Genomic DNA, 17,798 nt, shown 5'->3' with positions numbered 1-17,798 from the left:
TTTCTTTTTCTCCTGCTATCTTCATTTCTGTTTTTCATTTCTAAGCAAAATATACCGTCTTTATCGTATTAATATGGCTTCCCGCGTCTGTGATTGATTAATCCTGATGTCGATTGATGATAATAATGGTAAAATCTTCCGCCTATGTGTGGTGGAAACACGGAAATTTAATGTGATTGGTATTCTCAATCGTTGGCGACAATTTGGCAGACGCTATTTCTGGCCGCATCTCCTTTGGGGGATGGTCGCGGCTACGCTTGGCGTGCCTAATGCGTTAGCGAATACTGAGCAGACCAAGGTTGCCGATCCATCCACCAGCTTGCAGCGCCTAATCAACGCTCACAACACCAATGAGTTTTCTTGGTTGCAGGCTAGCAAACGTCGCGGTAGCTTCCAATCCATAGACTATTGGCATCAGCATGCACTGCGAACGGCTATTCGTCATTTAAGCTATCGAATGACACCGCAGGTTACTGCCGAACCAGCTAATGATATTCAGGTTGATGAGCTGCATGCTCAGCAACTGGTTTTACTCAGTTCTCTAAGCTCGTTGTTAACGTTACAGCCAGCGATCACGCCATCTACCCCCGTTCTACTGATGCCCATGTTGGATACTGCGCCGAATGCGCATGCTCCAGCACTTTGGGTCGCTCAGGTTCAAGGCATTCGTGCTGGACCGCAATTGCGCTATATCTAATCGCTTGTATTACCCTCTCATCATTATAAATTTGGGCGATCGTGAAGTATCGCTCGCTAAGAGATATTAGGACTTATGTTAATCAAATTATTGACCAAGGTTTTTGGTAGCCGTAACGATCGTACCTTGCGCCGTATGCGCAAAGCTGTAGCTCTGATTAATCAGATGGAACCGGAGATGGAAAAACTCTCCGACGACGAGCTGAAAGCAAAAACTAACGAATTCCGCGAGCGTTTGGCAAAAGGCGCAACGGTAGAAAGCCTGTTGCCAGAAGCCTTTGCGACCGTACGCGAGGCGAGTAAACGCGTATTTGGCATGCGTCACTTCGACGTGCAGTTGTTAGGCGGTATGGTTCTGAACGATCGTTGTATCGCGGAAATGCGTACCGGTGAAGGTAAAACGCTGACGGCAACCCTGCCAGCTTATCTGAATGCGTTAAGCGGCAAAGGCGTGCACGTGGTTACCGTGAACGACTACTTGGCACAGCGTGACGCCGAAAATAACCGTCCACTGTTCGAATTCCTCGGCCTTTCTGTTGGTATCAACTTGCCGGGTATGACCGCGCCAGCGAAACGCGCAGCCTACGCTGCGGATATCACCTATGGTACGAATAACGAATACGGTTTTGACTATCTGCGTGACAACATGGCGTTTAGCCCTGAAGAACGCGTTCAGCGCAAACTGCACTATGCGCTGGTGGATGAGGTTGACTCCATTCTCATCGACGAAGCGCGTACGCCGCTTATCATCTCTGGTCCGGCTGAAGATAGCTCTGAGATGTACATTCGCGTTAACAAGCTGATCCCTAAACTGATCCGTCAGGAAAAAGAAGACTCCGACACCTTCCAGGGTGAAGGCCACTTCTCCGTTGATGAAAAAAGTCGTCAGGTTAACCTGACCGAACGCGGTCTGATCTTGATTGAAGAAATGCTGGTTGAAGCCGGCATTATGGAAGAAGGGGAGTCACTGTACTCTCCGGCGAACATCATGCTGATGCATCATGTTACTGCGGCATTGCGTGCGCATGTGCTGTTTACCCGCGACGTTGACTACATTGTTAAAGATGGCGAAGTCATCATCGTCGATGAACATACTGGGCGTACCATGCAAGGCCGTCGCTGGTCTGATGGCCTGCATCAGGCTGTTGAAGCCAAAGAAGGCGTTGAAATTCAAAACGAAAACCAAACGTTGGCTTCAATTACCTTCCAGAACTACTTCCGTCTGTATGAAAAGCTGGCGGGTATGACCGGTACTGCAGATACCGAAGCGTTCGAATTTAGCTCCATTTACAAGTTGGATACCATCGTTGTCCCTACTAACCGCCCAATGATCCGTAAGGATATGCCTGATCTGGTCTATATGACGGAAATGGAAAAGATTGGAGCCATTATTGAAGACATCCGCGAATGCACCAAACGCGGACAACCTGTGCTGGTTGGTACTATTTCCATCGAAAAATCGGAAGTGGTTTCTCAGGAACTGACTAAAGCAGGCATCAAGCACAACGTTCTGAACGCTAAGTTCCATGCTAAAGAAGCGGATATTGTTGCCAACGCAGGTCTACCTAGTGCTGTGACCATTGCCACTAACATGGCCGGACGTGGTACCGATATCGTGTTAGGGGGTAGCTGGCAAACTGAGGTCGCCGAGCTGGTTGAGCCGACGGATGAGCAGATCGAAGAAATTAAAGCTGCGTGGAAAATTCGTCACGACGCGGTTCTTGCTGCAGGTGGTTTGCATATCATCGGTACTGAGCGTCATGAATCTCGTCGTATCGATAACCAGCTACGTGGCCGTGCGGGCCGTCAGGGTGACGCCGGTTCTTCTCGCTTCTACCTGTCTATGGAAGATGCCTTGATGCGTATCTTCGCGTCTGACCGTGTCACTGGCATGATGCGCAAACTGGGTATGAAACCGGGTGAAGCGATTGAGCATCCATGGGTAACTAAAGCGATTGCTAATGCGCAGCGTAAAGTGGAAAGCCGTAACTTCGATATTCGTAAGCAATTACTGGAATATGATGATGTGGCAAACGACCAACGTCGTGCCATTTACTCCCAGCGTAATGAACTGCTGGATGTGAGCGATGTGAGCGAAACCATCACCAGCATTCGTGAAGACGTATTTAAAACGGTTCTCGATACTTACATTCCACCGCAGTCGCTGGAAGAAATGTGGGATATCGATGGTCTGCAAGAGCGCCTGAAAAACGACTTTGATTTGGAAATGCCGATCAAAGAGTGGTTGGATAAAGAGCCAGAACTGCATGAGGAAACTCTGCGTGAGCGTATCTTCCAGCAGGCCGTTGAAGTGTATCAGCGCAAAGAAGAAGTTGTGGGCGTAGAAATGATGCGCAACTTCGAGAAAGGCGTGATGCTGCAAACGCTGGACTCCCTGTGGAAAGAGCATTTGGCCGCGATGGATTATCTGCGTCAGGGTATTCATCTGCGTGGTTATGCGCAGAAAGATCCTAAGCAGGAATACAAACGTGAATCCTTCGCGATGTTTGCTGCCATGCTTGAATCACTGAAATATGAAGTGATCAGCGTTCTGAGCAAGGTTCAAGTACGCATGCCAGAAGAGGTTGAAGCGATGGAGCAGCAGCGCCGTGAAGAGGCTGAACGTTTGGCTCGCCAGCAGCAACTGAGCCACGTTGACGATGAAACCGTAGCGGCACAGTCTCTGGCATCACAGACCGGTGAGCGCAAAGTGGGCCGTAACGATCCATGCCCATGTGGTTCTGGTAAAAAATACAAACAGTGCCATGGTCGTCTGCAAGGCTAATCGCGTAGCACATTGATCTGTTGGCTATAAGGGATACGCATTTGCGTGTCCCTTTTTCTTGTCAATAGCGACGAGAATTTGAATAAAAGGAATAAGCTATGAGCCTAAAGCATCTGCACATTGCGGTCGGTATTATCCGTAATGATGAGGGAGAGGTTTTTATTACTCGCCGCGGTGGTGACTCACATTTATCCGGTTTATGGGAGTTCCCAGGTGGAAAAATTGAAGCTAATGAGAGTCCCGTGCAGGGCTTGTATCGTGAGTTGCTGGAAGAGACAGGTATCGAAGTGCGAGATTGTGAATTACTCTGCCAGCTCGATCATCGGTTTAGCGATCGCATAGTGACCTTGTATTTCTATCTGGTGACGGATTGGGATAAAACGCCGTATGGGCGAGAAGGGCAGCCAATGCGCTGGGTGCATCAGCATCAGCTCAAGGCCGAAGAGTTTCCTGAGCCGAACAAACCGATCATTGAGCAGCTTAACCGCGCTTAAGAATGGTTAGCGCAGGCAACTGCTCTGCGCTATCTATAAGAAGAGCCAGCGATGCGCTTATTGCTGTTCTTCACTCCAATCATCGCTTTCTGAGAGATCAGGATTGCTCGGAATTCGTTTCTCTTCATCCGCCCATTCGCCTAAATCAATCAATTGGCAGCGTTTGCAGCAAAATGGTCGATAAGGACTTTGCTCGCCCCAGACTACGGATTTGCCACAGATCGGGCAGTTCACCGTCATAATTTCATCTGTCATTTCATTTTTCCTTTCTTGGTTCACGTGCACTGTTTCTGCCTTGCGAACCTTTGATGCATTTTTAGCAGCAGGCCAGATCAAACTTCAAACGCTCTGGAACAACGCCGTGTTCGCTATCAAGCGGTAAGAAGCGGATCGCAAACCGAGTTTTATGCCCAGACACTTGCGGATAAACCTGTAAATCTAGCGCGATGTTCATCCGTAGCAGGTCTGCATCTTCAGCATTGTCTTGATAAAAACCATTCAGGCTGATCATCGGTTTGAAAACGCCAGAATTACGGATCAGGCTTAGGATCAACGTCAAGGTTGCAGATAACGGCTCGAGGGATGTCAGCCAAGAATCCACCAACTCATCGCGAACGTCTTGCGGCTGATGAAGCCAAATGTGCAGTGTTGGCAGATCAAAACTACAGCAGCCGCCAGGGATCCCCAAGCGTTGACGAACCAAGGCGATTAGGCGATCCTCACGTAGTTGCTGGCCGATGCGCGGTGCCGCCATCAGGGTTGCGGCCTGATTCTTCAATTGACTGCGTAACTGGCGGATCATCTCCTGATCGACACCGGGAACCTCAGTCCATTGCAACAGTTTACGTTGCTGTCGTTCGAGTTCTTTTAGTAACTCGGTGCGAACTTCGCCACGCTCGAGAACATCGAGTAAATCAGAGGTGGTTCGAAAAAAAGCCAGTGCGCCAGTGATATCTTGAAGATGTCTATGTTGCTGTAATTGTTGAAGTAAAAAGTCAATCCGTAGCCAAGTACGCATTTTTTCATTTAGCGGATGTTCAAACAAAACAGTAGTAGATGTATCACTCATGGTGTGGATCCTGTTGGGTCGCTGCCGCCAAACTCAAATAATGACGATGCAGTGAGGCAACGCGCGGAGCGATGGTTTCAGGGCTGCCGCTGTTCTCAATAATATCATCAGCACAGGCCAAGCGTTGGGCGCGCGTTGCCTGTGCTGCCAAAATGTTCTCGGCCTGTTCGCGAGAAATGCCGTCGCGAGCCATAGTGCGTTGAAGCTGCACGTCTGGATCGACGTCAACGACCAATACGCGGTGTGCTCGTTTAGATAGCCCATTTTCAACCAGTAGCGGGACGACCCACAGGGCATAGGGGGCAACAATCGCAGCCAGCAGACGTTGAGTTTCTAGATGAATCAAAGGATGGAGTAGACCATCAAGCCACTGTTTTTCCTGTGGCTGATTAAAAATAACTTCTCGTAAAGCCGCTCGGTTGAGGGCACCATCATTTTGTAAAATCTCTGGGCCAAAGTGCTCAGCAATTTTTTGCAGCGCTGGAGCGCCGATAGCGACAACCTGTCTGGCAATGATGTCTGCATCAACCACAGGAACGCCCAATTGATTGAACGCCTCCGCAACAGTGCTTTTACCACTGCCGATCCCCCCAGTTAATGCCACGATGTAAGTCATCACGCCACCTTTACATAGCTGATTAGCCAAATAATGCCGGTTGGTTAACCTTTAAATTCACCCACAATGGATGAGAGAAATAAATGACATGCGAATCATAATGGTCTTAGCGCCAAGTGCAAGCAAGGATCTTATTGACTCTGTTTATTTTGAGACAAAAACAGGTGGAGGCAGAAAATTCCCGCTTGGCGGTGAAGAAATGTGATGCAGATGGGGTTGGCAGAATTGGATAAATTTGTAGGAGTGTAACCTAAATTTTGATGAAAAAGCAGTCTTGCCGATATGGAATTCTTGCGTATGATAACGTCACTGGAACTGGCGTCATGTAATAACCAAACGTTTGCATGATTGCATTCCCTGCGAATCGTCGCCGTTAACCAGGAAACCAAACACATGCGTATTGAAGAAGATCTGAAGTTAGGCTTTAAAGATGTCCTGATCCGCCCTAAGCGTTCAACGCTGAAGAGTCGCTCCGAAGTTGAGCTTGAGCGTGAGTACACCTTTAAGCATTCAGGATGGAAGTGGTCCGGCGTTCCGGTTATCGCAGCCAATATGGACACCGTAGGCACTTTCCGCATGGCTGAAGCACTCGCTTCTTTCGATGTTCTCACCGCAGTACACAAACACTATAGCGTAGAGCAGTGGCAGGCGTTCGTTCAGCGTTCTTCTGAAAGCGTTCTGCGTCATGTCATGGTTTCAACCGGAACCTCTGAAGCTGACTTCCAGAAAATGAAACAGATTCTGGCGCTATCCCCCTCTCTAAAATTTATCTGCATCGATGTCGCTAACGGCTATTCTGAGCATTTCGTTGCATTCCTACGTAAGGCGCGTGAAGCTTGCCCAGACAAAGTGATCTGTGCGGGGAACGTCGTGACTGGGGAAATGGTTGAAGAGTTGATCCTGTCTGGCGCAGATATTGTGAAAGTCGGTATCGGTCCAGGGTCTGTATGTACCACGCGTGTAAAAACCGGTGTGGGTTATCCTCAGCTGTCTGCCGTTATTGAATGTGCTGATGCTGCCCATGGTCTGGGCGGACAAATTGTTTCTGACGGCGGTTGTACCGTACCGGGTGATGTTGCTAAAGCGTTTGGCGGCGGCGCCGATTTTGTGATGTTGGGCGGGATGCTGGCAGGGCATGACGAGTGCGAAGGTCGTATCGTTGAAGATGAAAGCGGCGACAAATTCATGCTGTTCTATGGTATGAGCTCTGAATCTGCGATGAACCGCCATGTAGGCGGCGTTGCTGGCTACCGTGCAGCAGAAGGTAAAACGGTGCGTCTACCCTTGCGTGGCCCAGTCGATAACACTGTTCGTGATATTTTGGGCGGTCTGCGTTCAGCCTGTACCTATGTGGGCGCTGAGCGTCTGAAAGAGCTGACTAAACGTACGACGTTCATCCGCGTGGCTGAGCAGGAGAACCGCGTGTACGGCTCCAACTAAGTCTATCGTTTTATCTAGGCAGCCATTCGGTTTATTCAGGATGGCTGTTTTTATTTGGGCTACATGATTCCGCCTAACTGGAAAATAGGTAGATACATTGCCAAAACCAGTCCACCGACGATAACTCCCATCACCGTCATCATTATTGGTTCAATCATCTGCGATAGCGTATCGCTCAGGCTATTTGCTTGATATTGATAATGCTGTGCTAAACGCGACATCATTTGGTCGAGCCTACCTGACTCTTCACCGACTCGTATTAGCTGAAAACACAGCGATGGAAATACGCTCTGCTGCTTTATCGCTAAGCTAAGCGCCTCTCCCTGATGCAAATTTTCAATTACCGCTTCGACGGCCAACCTAAAGATAGGGTTCTGCTGCGCCTGCGCTGCATTCTCTAACCCTTTCAGCAAAGGCAATCCTGCTTGTTGGGTCATGGCAAGGCTATAAAACAGCTGGCTGAGATTAGCCATTGTGATCAGCCGGCCAATGATAGGTAAGTGCAGCAGGGCACGCTGGATCCGAATTCTTAGCTGAGCTGAACGCCGGTAGCGATATGTCGATATAAGAGCGATAGAGAGGAGAAGGCCAATAAACAGCGGTGCATGATGGATAAGAGCTTGGGAGCAGGTCATCAATAGACGGGTAAAATGAGGCAGTGGCGCATTAAAATTTTTATACAGTTCGGCAAACTGAGGGAGAACCCAAACTAGCATGATCGTAATAACGATTACCGTAACGCTTAACAATAATGCGGGATAGCGTAGCGCTTTGACAATTTTAGCTTTGAGCTCGACCTGGCGCTTTTGCTGTTCAGATAATGCCAAACAGCTTTCATCCAACCTTCCTGTGAGTTCTGCGGTCGCAATGGTCTTTCCATAGACGGGGGGAAAGATGCTGGAGTAGTCCATCATGGCTTCCGACAGAGGAATGCCGTTATTGATTTGGCTAGCTAAACGTTGCAACAAACATTGCCAATGGCGCAATGGATGGTCCTCTGCCAGTAACGTTAGACACTTTGCCAAAGGTAATCCGGCATGTAGCAGGGTCGCTAACTGTTCAATATAGCGAATACGATCGGTATTTTTCCACGTCAAAGAACGGAAATGATATTGCTGCTGCAATTTTAGCGGTGCTAATCCCTGTGCATGCAGTTGAGTAAGAGCCTGATCTTTGTGTTCTGCCAGAGAGAGACCTTTTTGTAATTGCTGTTGAGCATCTAATGCCAACCAAGCATAGAGAGTGTAATTCATCTATTTTTCACCAAAATGGCCGCCAAGGACTCGGATAATTTCAGAAAGCGTCGTTTCCCCTCGGTGGGCTAACTGGAGCCCAGAATCCCACAGTGAAATACTGCCCTGACGCTGTGCTAGCGTCTGTATTTGCATTGCGGATGCTTGAGCTAACACCGCTTGTTGAATTGTGCTGGATATCGGTAAAACTTCATACACCGCCCTACGGCCATAATAGCCGTTGAAACAATGTTCGCAGCCAACGGCGCGCCAATGGTGAAATTCATCCTGCGGCCATCCTTCCGGAATGAGTGTCTGCGGGGAGTGGTCTAATTGGCGACAGTGCAAGCACAGCTTGCGGACTAATCTCTGGGCAATCACCAGGCTAAGGCTGGCTGCGATAAGATAGGGTGCGACGCCGAGCTGTGATAGACGGACTAGCGTTTCGCAGGCTGAGTTAGTGTGCAGCGTAGATAACACCAGATGGCCCGTTTGTGCAGCATTCACCGCGATATTAGCGGTTTCGGCATCGCGGATTTCACCAATCATGATGATGTCTGGATCTTGGCGTAGAAGGGCGCGCAGAACCGCGGTGAAATCTAGCATCGCCTTGGTATTAATTGCGGTTTGGTTAACGCTCTCCAAGGGGGATTCTATCGGATCTTCAACGCTGCAAATATTGATCTCAGACGATCGTAGAGAGTTAAGGCTGCTATACAGCGTGGCCGTTTTACCACTGCCTGTTGGGCCTGTGACTAAAATAAGCCCCTGCGGTTTTTCTAAAGCCTGTTTAAAACTGCGTAGTGCATCGGGCTCGAAGCCTAAGCTATCCAGTTCAAAAGGCTGAGCGCCTTCCTGCACTTGCCGTAATACCACCTTTTCCCCGAGGCGGGTTGGCAGGGTTGAAATACGAAAGGTGACGTTCTGCGTATTTATCGTGGCTGATAACTGCCCATCCTGCGGCAGACGACGTTCCGCTATGTCCAGCTCAGCCATCACTTTTAGCCGAGGAATTATACGTAGCGTTTCGGCCCCGCTTGCGATGGGGAGCTCTTGCAAAACGCCGTCAATACGCAATCGAACGCTTAAGCCGCGGGCGTTTGGCTCTAAGTGGATATCAGAGGCTCTGCGCTTAACCGCCTGCGTTAGAATATGTTCGAGTCGTTGCATGACTCTGAAGTCATCTTCAGTAGGACCCGAGGGGGTCGTATGATTTTGAATGGCAGACTCTAACTGTGCAGGGCTCCAGTTGTGCCAAACGACAGATTTTCCCGTCGCAAACTTGATGGCATCTGTCAATTTGCTGGGGGCGTTGGTATCACGTCCAGCAATTTGAATCGTTTGCATATCTTCGCTAATCACCACACAACCAAACTGCTGGCATAGCTGTTCATGACGCGTGGGGGTCATTGGCTATCTCCCACCGACGGAAAGCGTAGGACCTGTTCGCAGGCGGTAGTCAACGACGCATTGCCGCCGGAAACCTGACAGTTTTTTTGCCAGTTAAGATCGCCCGTAGAGCTATCTAGCTGTGGTGTAAGTGTTGCGGTTAGTCCTTGTAGTGCCTGCAATCCGATTGCAGCAATCGTTCCTTGAGAAACATTAAGGCTGCTCACATAAGTGGTGCTTTTATTGGGTGGGATCCCGTTGGCACCAATATTACATTCAGTGAGACTCCCTTGTTCAAGCGCACATAATTCTACGGAGGTTTTATAGGGCATCATGGCTTGTAGCATGTCGGTCATCGCCGCTTTTTGGATGTAGCTTTGATAGGCCGGTATCCCGACTGCGCTGAGGATGGCAATAATGGCAATAACAACCATTAATTCGATTAGCGTAAATCCACTTTGTTGGTTGAAGTTGAGTATCGTTGTTGGGGCATTGTTCATGAGATATCTCCGCTGATGGATGCGGCGCAGCATGCAATGAGCGGATGCGGTTACCAAGCGGTGTATCGCAAGATTGGAAAGGAGGTTGATGAGGAATTAATGAATGTTGCAATGTTACCCGCCGTAGTGCGAAGCCTCTCGCAATATGGCGGGGTGAAAATGAAGCTACTGGAAGCGCATAGAAAGATCGAGTGCGCGAATATGTTTGGTTAACGCGCCGACGGAAATGAAATCGACGCCGGTTTCTGCAAACTCACGCAGGGTTTCATCGGTTACATTGCCCGAAACCTCCAGAAGTGCCCGTTCGCCGGTCAGCGCAACGCCTTCGCGCATCATGTCGGTGGTGAAATTATCCAACATGATGATGTCTGCGCCTGCGTCTAGCGCTTCTTTCAGTTCATCGATGGATTCAACTTCCACTTCGACCGGCACATCCGTATGCATCCAGAATGCCTGTTCGACCGCTTTTTTGATGGAGCCTGCCGCAATGATGTGGTTCTCTTTAATTAAGAATGCATCAGAAAGTCCTAAACGATGGTTGCTACCGCCGCCGCATAGCACCGCATATTTGAGTGCGGTACGCATGCCAGGAATGGTTTTTCTGGTATCCAACAAACGCGTTTTAGTCCCAGCCAGAATTTGCACGTAGTGATTTACCGTTGTAGATACGCCACTCAGCGTTTGTAAAAAGTTTAACGCGGTGCGTTCGCCTGTGAGCAAGATTCTTGCGGGCCCAGTGAGTTTACAAAGGCATTGATTTGGCACTAAAGCGTCACCATCTTTTACCTGCCATTCAACGGTGACTTTGTGCCCGAGCTGAAGAAAAACCTCTTCCAGCCAGCGCACGCCGCAAAAAATGCCGGCTTCACGCGTAATGATCGTTGCGGTGGCCTGTTTATCACTTGGCAGCAACTGAGCGGAGATATCACGATCAGCATCCACTTCGCCACCGAGATCTTCGCGTAAGGCGTTAGAGACAGAGTAAGGAATATCGTTTTCAATACGTTCTAACAACTCGGCTCGGCGCGCATCGGCACTGTAGCGACGTGTCGGCATAATAAAAACTCCGAAAGTAGCAGAAGATGGCCTAAGGCCCATAGGCTTAGACTGTTGATATAGGTCCAAGTATAAAGAATAATCATGCTACTCTGTTGCTGGTATCGATGTAAATCAACGCAGTCAGGAGTATCTGTAATAAATGCGATTAGAAGACGGCTGGATTGTAGGAGTCGAGCGCGTACCCTCTCCTCATTTTGATGACCGCCCAGATGGTGAAGAACCGTCACTGTTAGTGGTGCACAATATTAGCCTCCCGCCGGGAGAGTTTGGCGGCCCTTATATTAGCCAGCTATTTACGGGGACTTTGCGGGCGGAAGATCACTCTTTCTTTGCTGAAATTCAGCATTTACGAGTATCGGCTCATTGCCTGATTCGTCGTGATGGCCAAATTATTCAATATGTGCCGTTTAATCGCCGCGCGTGGCATGCTGGCGTCTCTCGTTTTGAAGGTCGTGAGCGTTGTAACGATTTTTCAATCGGTATTGAATTGGAAGGAACGGACACTCAGCCATTCGAACCTGAGCAATACCGTAAGTTGGCAGAAATTAGCGCATTACTGATGAAAGAATATCCGATAACGCCCCAGCGAGTGACAGGACATAGTGATATTGCTCCGGGAAGAAAAACCGATCCCGGCCCTATGTTTTTCTGGGATGATTATCGTGAGATGTTAAGTCATTACACTAAAAATAAATAAAAAATAGGGAGTTAAGATTCATGACTCTGTTTTCGCTGTTATTGGTTTTGGCGTGGGAGCGTTTGTTTAAGCTCGGTCATCATTGGCAAATAGATCATCGTTTTGAGCCTTTGTTCCGTTTAGGTTCTGGTGTGTCATTAGCTAAAACGCTGTTGATGACTATCATTTGGATGGCGGTGGTCTTCGTGGTTTTGTGGGCAGCTCACGGTATGTTCTTTGGCGTGTTGTCCTTAGTCCTATGGATTATTATTGCGTTGTTTTGTATTGGTGCTGGGGAGATCCGCAAGCATTACCGCGCGTACCTAGTGGCGGCTCGTAAAGGTGATGAGCACGCGACCGATCAAATGGCGACCGAATTAGCTTTAATTCACGGTCTGCCTACAGATTGCACTCCTGATGTGCGTTTGCGTGAGTTACAGAATGCGCTGGTTTGGATTAATTTTCGGTTCTATTTAGCGCCGTTGTTCTGGTTTGTGGTCGCGGGGCCTTATGGTCCTGTCGCTTTAGCGGGTTATGCAATGCTGCGTGCTTATCAAACTTGGTTAACTCGCCAGGAATCCCCTTTATTACGGGCGCAATCCGGTGTGGATTTAGTGCTCCATTGGTTGGACTGGATTCCTGTGCGTTTGGCCGGAGTAACCTATGCGCTGTTAGGGCATGGTGAGAGAGCACTACCTGCATGGTTGGCTTCACTGGGTGATGTTCACACCTCTCAATATCAAGTCTTGACTAATTTAGCTCAGTTCTCTTTGGCGCGAGAGCCGCATTTAGACCCGATTAAAACACCGCGAGCGGCGGTGACTTTAGCACGGAAAATCACGATGGTATTGCTGGTGGTTGTGGCATTACTGACGATTTATGGGGCGCTGATGTAGGTGGTGTCAGGTTTCGTCCGCCTACGCTACTCGTTACATGGAAACACTCATGCTAACTGGCGGACGAAACCTGTCGTAAATTCAGTATAGAGAAAGAACGAATGTGATTTTTACCTATTATCTGCTAGCGGCTCCCCAAACACCGGCATGCCTTTCTCATCCCAATGAAAAATTTTGATGCGAGTGTGGCGATTAGGATCATACAACGGATCGCCTTCGATCTCGGTGTAGTTGCGTGCGTGATAAACCAATACGTCTTGGCCCTCTTTAGTGCGCGTAAAACTATTATGCCCAGGGCCGAACTGACGATGGTGTCTGGCGGTGCTAAACACAGGTTTATCGACTTTATGCCATGCGCTAGCATCTAAAATATTGGCACCTTCTTTGGCCCATAATAGCCCCATACAGTAGTTTTCGTCGGTGGCGCTAGCGGAGTAGGTGACAAAGATCTTATCACCGTGACGAATGACCGCAGGGCCTTCATTGACCCAGAATCCTTGAATTTCCCAGTCAAACTCGGGCTTTGTTAACATGACCGGATGGCCTTTGATCGACCATGGCGTTTCGAGCTCTGCGAGATAAAGGTTGGAGTTACCCCTAATATCGGGATCTTTCTGTGCCCAGAGATAATAGTGTTTTCCTTGGTATTCAAAGCTGGTGGCATCTAACGAAAACGTATCCAGCGGCGTGACGACTCTGCCTCGCTCGATCCACTTTCCATTTAGCGGATTTGGTTCATCACATGTGAGTGCAAACATGCGGTGCTGGAATAAGCCATCTTTGATTTCAGGGGAATGGGCGGCAGCAAAATAGATAACCCATTGTCCGTTGATGAAATGCAGTTCTGGAGCCCAAATGAGATGGCTCATCGGACCGCTTTCTGGTTTGCGCCATATTGTGGTGGGTTCGGCTTCTGCTAATTGCTCTAAGGTTTGAGCACGGCGGAGTTCTAAGCGATTGTATTCCGGTACCGAGGCAATAAAGTAATACCAGCCATCCTGATGCAAATGGATATAGGGATCGGCTCGTTGCTCAATGAGTGGATTGGGAAAAGTCGTCATCTCTAGCTCCGTTATAGTTATTTCGCTATATCAATTGATATTTCAATGAATTAGATGGTGTTTGGTTTTGCCTGCTTGGCATCGATGAGTTCATTCAGCTCATGATAATTTTCACGACGCTTGGCCAAGTCGCTCTGGATTTTAATCATCATTGTGCGATCGACTTTCAGTAAGCGAACCACTCCGGCGGTAATCAAATAACCCACTCCGGGGATGACGGTAAACAGCAGGATAATCCCACCGATAGCGGTTTCACTCTGATGTGCTGCACCGGCGTCGTAACCGTATGCAGAAAGCAAGAACCCCACCATTGCGCCAGCGACAGCTAATCCGACTTTCAGGAAGAACAGATTACCGGAGAAACTAATACCGGTGCTGCGCTTACCCGTTTTCCATTCTCCGTAGTCATCGACGTCGGCCATCAGCGACCAATGTAGAGGCGAAGGTAATTGATGCAGAATATTGAGTAAGAAATAGAGTACCAAAACCAGCGTTGTGGCGTGTGGGTTTACCCAATAGAAGCTACAGGAGAAAATGGCTAGCACGATATTGGTCCAGAAGAAGACCTTGAGTTTACAGAAGCGGTCGGTTAGCGGTTTTGCTAGGGCGCTGCCGAACATCATGCCAATAACACCAAGGCTGATAAACATTGTGGCGAAGTGGGTGCTTTTTTCCATCACCCACACCACGTAATACATGGTTGCCGCCATACGAATAAAACCAGGGCAGACGTTGCAAAATGTGAGCAATAAAATACGTACCCACTGATCGTTTTTCCACACGTCACGCAAATCCTGTTTGAGTGCATCGTTGCTGGGAACCGCAGGTTTAATTCGTTCACGTACCGTGGCAAAGCAAAACAGGAACATACACAGGCCAATCAGCGCTAATACCCCCATCGCCATTTGATAGCCTTTGGCTTTGTCCTCACCACCAAACCAGTCAGCCATTGGCAATAGGGTTGAGGAGAGAATCAGCGTAGCGACGCCAACCATGATAAAGCGATAGGATTGACAGGAAACGCGCTCTTTAGGATCGGCGGTAATGACGCCGCCCAGCGAGCAATAGGGAATATTAATTGCGGTATAGGTGAGTGACATAAGAAAGTAAGTTGCAAAAGCGTAGATAACCTTGCTGTTGTATGTCCACTCTGGGGTGGTAAACATCAGTACGCTAAAAATGACGTAAGGGAATGATATCCACAGCAGGTAAGGACGAAAACGCCCCCATCGAGTTTGGGTTCGATCGGCTATCGCGCCCATAATCGGATCGGTTACCGCATCCAGTACGCGTACCGAAAGCAGTAGCACCCCCACTAATGCTGGAGTTAAGCCAAAGACGTCGGTATAGAAATAGCTCAGGAACATCATGATCGCGCCACCGATCATGTTGCAGCCAGCGTCTCCCATTCCGTACCCGATTTTTTCTGTTATCGAGAGTTTGTTTTCGTTCATGGCTAGCTTCCTCATATAGAAAATTTTTAGCTATCTTAATGAGGATTATGTGCTTACGAGGCTTGATTCTATGGGTAAAGGTTTAGCTGGCGAGATGGATTAATGTGCTACTGGATTGGAATTGTGAGCAGGGTAACAATTTGGCGATAGGGGGCGGAAACGTCTTACTGGAAAAACAAAGCCTCCGATTTGCGGAGGCTTTGTTTGATTCATTACTCAAGCTAAGAGTGACTGGATACGCTTTGAGCGTTGCGCTGGTTACGCTGTTTTATCGCATAACCAATACCCAGAATAATTAGCCAAACGGGAATTAACAGAACGGAAATCTGAATTCCTGGCGTGAAATACATGATAACGAGGATGGCGCAGAGGAACGCCAAGCATAGGTAGTTGCCAAATGGATACCAGAAGGCCTGGAACTTAGGTACTACGCCCTCACGATTTTTGGCCGCACGGAAACGAAGGTGCGCCAGACTGATCATCGCCCAGTTGATGACCAGAGCAGAAACCACCAGAGCCATGAGGAGTTCGAAGGCTTTCCCCGGCATCACGTAGTTGATCAGCACGCACAGTAACGTTGCCGCCGCAGACAACCCAATGGCAACCACGGGTACGCCGCGGGCATCCACTTTCAGCAGCGCTTTAGGGCCGTTGCCTTGCTTAGCCAGACCGAACAGCATACGGCTGTTGCAATAGACGCAACTGTTATAAACAGACAGTGCCGCGGTAAGAACAACAATGTTCAGGATGGTAGCAACCACGTTGCTGTCTAATTCGTGGAAAATCATTACAAATGGGCTTCCGCCTTCGACCACTTTGCCCCAAGGGTAGAGTGACAGCAGAATAGACAAGGAACCAATGTAGAAAATCAAGATACGATAGATAACCTGATTGGTCGCTTTTGGAATACTTTTCTCTGGATTATCAGCTTCAGCGGCGGTGATACCGACCAGCTCTAGACCACCAAAGGAGAACATGATCACAGCCATGGCCATGACGAGTCCCATGATACCGTTCGGGAAGAAGCCGCCTTGCTCCCACAGATTGGTCACAGTTGCTTCTGGCCCTGCATGGCCGCTGAGTAACAGCCATGCACCGAAGACGATCATGCCGATAATTGCCACGACTTTAATGATGGCGAACCAGAATTCCATTTCACCATATACTTTGACGTTGGCAAGGTTAATGGCATTAATGGCAAGGAAGAAGACCGCAGCGGAGACCCAGGTGGGAATATCAGGGAACCAGTATTGGACATAAATACCGACAGCAGTAAGCTCAGCCATCGCGACTAAAACGTAGAGCACCCAATAGTTCCAGCCGGAAGCAAACCCCGCGAAGTTACCCCAATATTTATAGGCAAAGTGGCTAAAAGAACCTGCTACTGGCTCTTCAACGACCATTTCACCTAATTGGCGCATGATTAAGAAGGCGATGAAGCCTCCAATTGCGTAACCCAGAATAACGGATGGGCCAGCCATTTTGATGGTTTGCGCGATACCTAAAAATAGCCCGGTGCCGATAGCACCACCCAGTGCAATGAGCTGAATATGGCGATTTTTCAATCCCCTTTTCAGTTGGTCACCCTGCGGCTGAGCGCGATGTTGCTGGTCACTCATGTCTCTTATCCTCTAAATACGCCAGCCGATATTCACTTCTGGCTCACCGTTGCTGTCATTTGTAATAATTAAAATACGAAGTGTGTAATTTGTTGTTTACAACAGGCATCCGATAGATTTGTCTCATCGGCTACCAATGGATGGAGAATAATGATAAGCGAAAGAAAATGCACCAAATTTATAATGCCAAACGCCGATACAGATCACATCAATGGTTCGATGCACTTTTGCATGAGCAGTAAGAAGAATTGAGCATTGTTTATAAAATAGACGCTTTAGAGGAAATTGGCGAAGTAACCGAAAAAAGACTTAAATTTTACAAAAAAAAGTGCCGACTCGAGGTATACCTTAAGCCAAGGAGGGGAGTTGCCAATTGATTGGATCTTATCCAATACCATTCGACGGTTTCTAAATAATGTTATCTCCCTCAGCCTTCTTTACTTAATTTTACCTATCGCTCGTAACATATTTATCTTCAAGGAATTAGCATCAATGATGCCAACCCAAACCAAATAAAAATGCATGATAATGAATTTATATGCAGTTTTCATGCAGCTTTAACGCTTCAGCTTGGGTGTGTTTAGGTTTCAATAAAGTTAAAATACCCTTAGGGCTAGTAAATGGTATTACCACGTTACAGTTATAGTATTGCTGTGTTGTTTGAGTGACTTTGTTAAAAAATGCTCGCTTTCATGATTTCAATCAAAGCCTGTATGGACAGCAGGTGAATACTTTGTTACTTTAGCGTCACGTTTTTGAAATTGGTATTACCAATTGACTTTGCGCCACTCGCAGAGATTTTAAGCGGCTTG

16 protein-coding genes are annotated in these 17,798 nt (G+C 48.3%); 6 read left to right on the top strand and 10 right to left on the bottom strand.

Annotation, left to right across the window (positions count from 1 at the left end; all coding sequences use genetic code 11):
• The first annotated feature begins 172 nt into the window (after window positions 1-172).
• The 3 genes from secM to mutT all read left to right on the top strand — a co-directional run bounded on the left by secM (window position 173) and on the right by mutT (window position 3,975).
• A complete protein-coding gene (gene secM / locus K9N75_RS17840; RefSeq protein WP_039190226.1) occupies window positions 173-697 on the top strand; it encodes a secA translation cis-regulator SecM in 525 nt (174 codons plus the stop codon).
• A gap of 75 nt (window positions 698-772) precedes the next feature.
• The gene (gene secA / locus K9N75_RS17835) at window positions 773-3,481 is read left to right on the top strand and encodes a preprotein translocase subunit SecA (RefSeq protein ID WP_004094534.1); all 2,709 of its coding nucleotides are present in this window, start codon (window positions 773-775) and stop codon (window positions 3,479-3,481) included.
• A gap of 98 nt (window positions 3,482-3,579) precedes the next feature.
• Window positions 3,580-3,975 (top strand): 8-oxo-dGTP diphosphatase MutT, encoded by a 396-nt coding sequence (gene mutT, locus K9N75_RS17830; RefSeq protein WP_008814589.1) that lies wholly within the window; start codon window positions 3,580-3,582, stop codon window positions 3,973-3,975.
• 57 nt (window positions 3,976-4,032) lie between these two features.
• On the opposite strand, the gene yacG is transcribed toward mutT, so the two are convergent.
• The 3 genes from yacG to coaE form a co-directional block, all read right to left on the bottom strand.
• Entirely contained in the window at window positions 4,033-4,230 is a 198-nt protein-coding gene (yacG, locus tag K9N75_RS17825) for a DNA gyrase inhibitor YacG (RefSeq protein WP_008814588.1), read from the bottom strand.
• A 61-nt stretch (window positions 4,231-4,291) separates the two neighbouring features.
• Window positions 4,292-5,044 (bottom strand): cell division protein ZapD, encoded by a 753-nt coding sequence (gene zapD, locus K9N75_RS17820; RefSeq protein WP_004094527.1) that lies wholly within the window; start codon window positions 5,042-5,044, stop codon window positions 4,292-4,294.
• Complete coding sequence (gene coaE, locus K9N75_RS17815; protein WP_020303575.1) at window positions 5,037-5,660, bottom strand: dephospho-CoA kinase; 624 nt, start codon at window positions 5,658-5,660, stop codon at window positions 5,037-5,039. Before coaE ends, zapD begins: the two co-directional genes overlap by 8 nt.
• 393 nt (window positions 5,661-6,053) lie before the next feature.
• Here coaE and K9N75_RS17810 point away from each other — a divergent pair, with 393 nt between their 5' ends.
• Window positions 6,054-7,100, top strand: coding sequence for a GMP reductase (locus tag K9N75_RS17810; protein WP_039190166.1), 1,047 nt, complete (start codon window positions 6,054-6,056; stop codon window positions 7,098-7,100).
• 59 nt (window positions 7,101-7,159) lie between these two features.
• On the opposite strand, the gene hofC is transcribed toward K9N75_RS17810, so the two are convergent.
• From hofC to nadC, 4 genes are all read right to left on the bottom strand, one after another.
• Entirely contained in the window at window positions 7,160-8,353 is a 1,194-nt protein-coding gene (hofC, locus tag K9N75_RS17805; protein ID WP_224451965.1) for a protein transport protein HofC, read from the bottom strand.
• A complete protein-coding gene (gene gspE / locus K9N75_RS17800; protein ID WP_224451964.1) occupies window positions 8,354-9,742 on the bottom strand; it encodes a type II secretion system protein GspE in 1,389 nt (462 codons plus the stop codon). It lies immediately after the preceding gene.
• On the bottom strand, window positions 9,739-10,221 hold the full coding sequence (gene ppdD / locus K9N75_RS17795) for a prepilin peptidase-dependent pilin (RefSeq protein WP_061059600.1): 483 nt from the start codon (window positions 10,219-10,221) through the stop codon (window positions 9,739-9,741). Before ppdD ends, gspE begins: the two co-directional genes overlap by 4 nt.
• Before the next feature lie 165 nt (window positions 10,222-10,386).
• Complete coding sequence (nadC, locus tag K9N75_RS17790) at window positions 10,387-11,277, bottom strand: carboxylating nicotinate-nucleotide diphosphorylase (RefSeq protein WP_008814582.1); 891 nt, start codon at window positions 11,275-11,277, stop codon at window positions 10,387-10,389.
• Between the two features lie 142 nt (window positions 11,278-11,419).
• On the opposite strand from nadC, the gene ampD reads away from it, so the two are divergent.
• Both ampD and ampE read left to right on the top strand, forming a co-directional pair.
• On the top strand, window positions 11,420-11,977 hold the full coding sequence (gene ampD, locus K9N75_RS17785; RefSeq protein WP_039190156.1) for a 1,6-anhydro-N-acetylmuramyl-L-alanine amidase AmpD: 558 nt from the start codon (window positions 11,420-11,422) through the stop codon (window positions 11,975-11,977).
• Between the two features lie 20 nt (window positions 11,978-11,997).
• The gene (gene ampE, locus K9N75_RS17780; RefSeq protein ID WP_064572880.1) at window positions 11,998-12,852 is read left to right on the top strand and encodes a beta-lactamase regulator AmpE; all 855 of its coding nucleotides are present in this window, start codon (window positions 11,998-12,000) and stop codon (window positions 12,850-12,852) included.
• Window positions 12,853-12,962: 110 nt separating this feature from the next.
• Here the strand turns inward: ampE and K9N75_RS17775 are convergent, their stop codons facing one another.
• The 3 genes from K9N75_RS17775 to K9N75_RS17765 all read right to left on the bottom strand — a co-directional run bounded on the left by K9N75_RS17775 (window position 12,963) and on the right by K9N75_RS17765 (window position 16,986).
• A complete protein-coding gene (locus tag K9N75_RS17775; RefSeq protein WP_224451963.1) occupies window positions 12,963-13,913 on the bottom strand; it encodes a glycoside hydrolase family 43 protein in 951 nt (316 codons plus the stop codon).
• Window positions 13,914-13,963: 50 nt separating this feature from the next.
• Window positions 13,964-15,367: a glycoside-pentoside-hexuronide (GPH):cation symporter gene (locus K9N75_RS17770; RefSeq protein WP_061059603.1), complete on the bottom strand. Its 1,404-nt coding sequence runs from the start codon at window positions 15,365-15,367 to the stop codon at window positions 13,964-13,966.
• 221 nt (window positions 15,368-15,588) lie between these two features.
• Entirely contained in the window at window positions 15,589-16,986 is a 1,398-nt protein-coding gene (locus K9N75_RS17765; protein WP_039190149.1) for an amino acid permease, read from the bottom strand.
• Between the last annotated feature and the right edge of the window lie 812 nt (window positions 16,987-17,798).

The organism is Hafnia paralvei, assembly GCF_020150375.1.
GTDB classification, from domain to species: Bacteria; Pseudomonadota; Gammaproteobacteria; order Enterobacterales; family Enterobacteriaceae; genus Hafnia; species Hafnia paralvei.
Note: the sequence above shows the minus strand (reverse complement) of the source record. Positions and strands in the feature narration are given on the sequence as shown.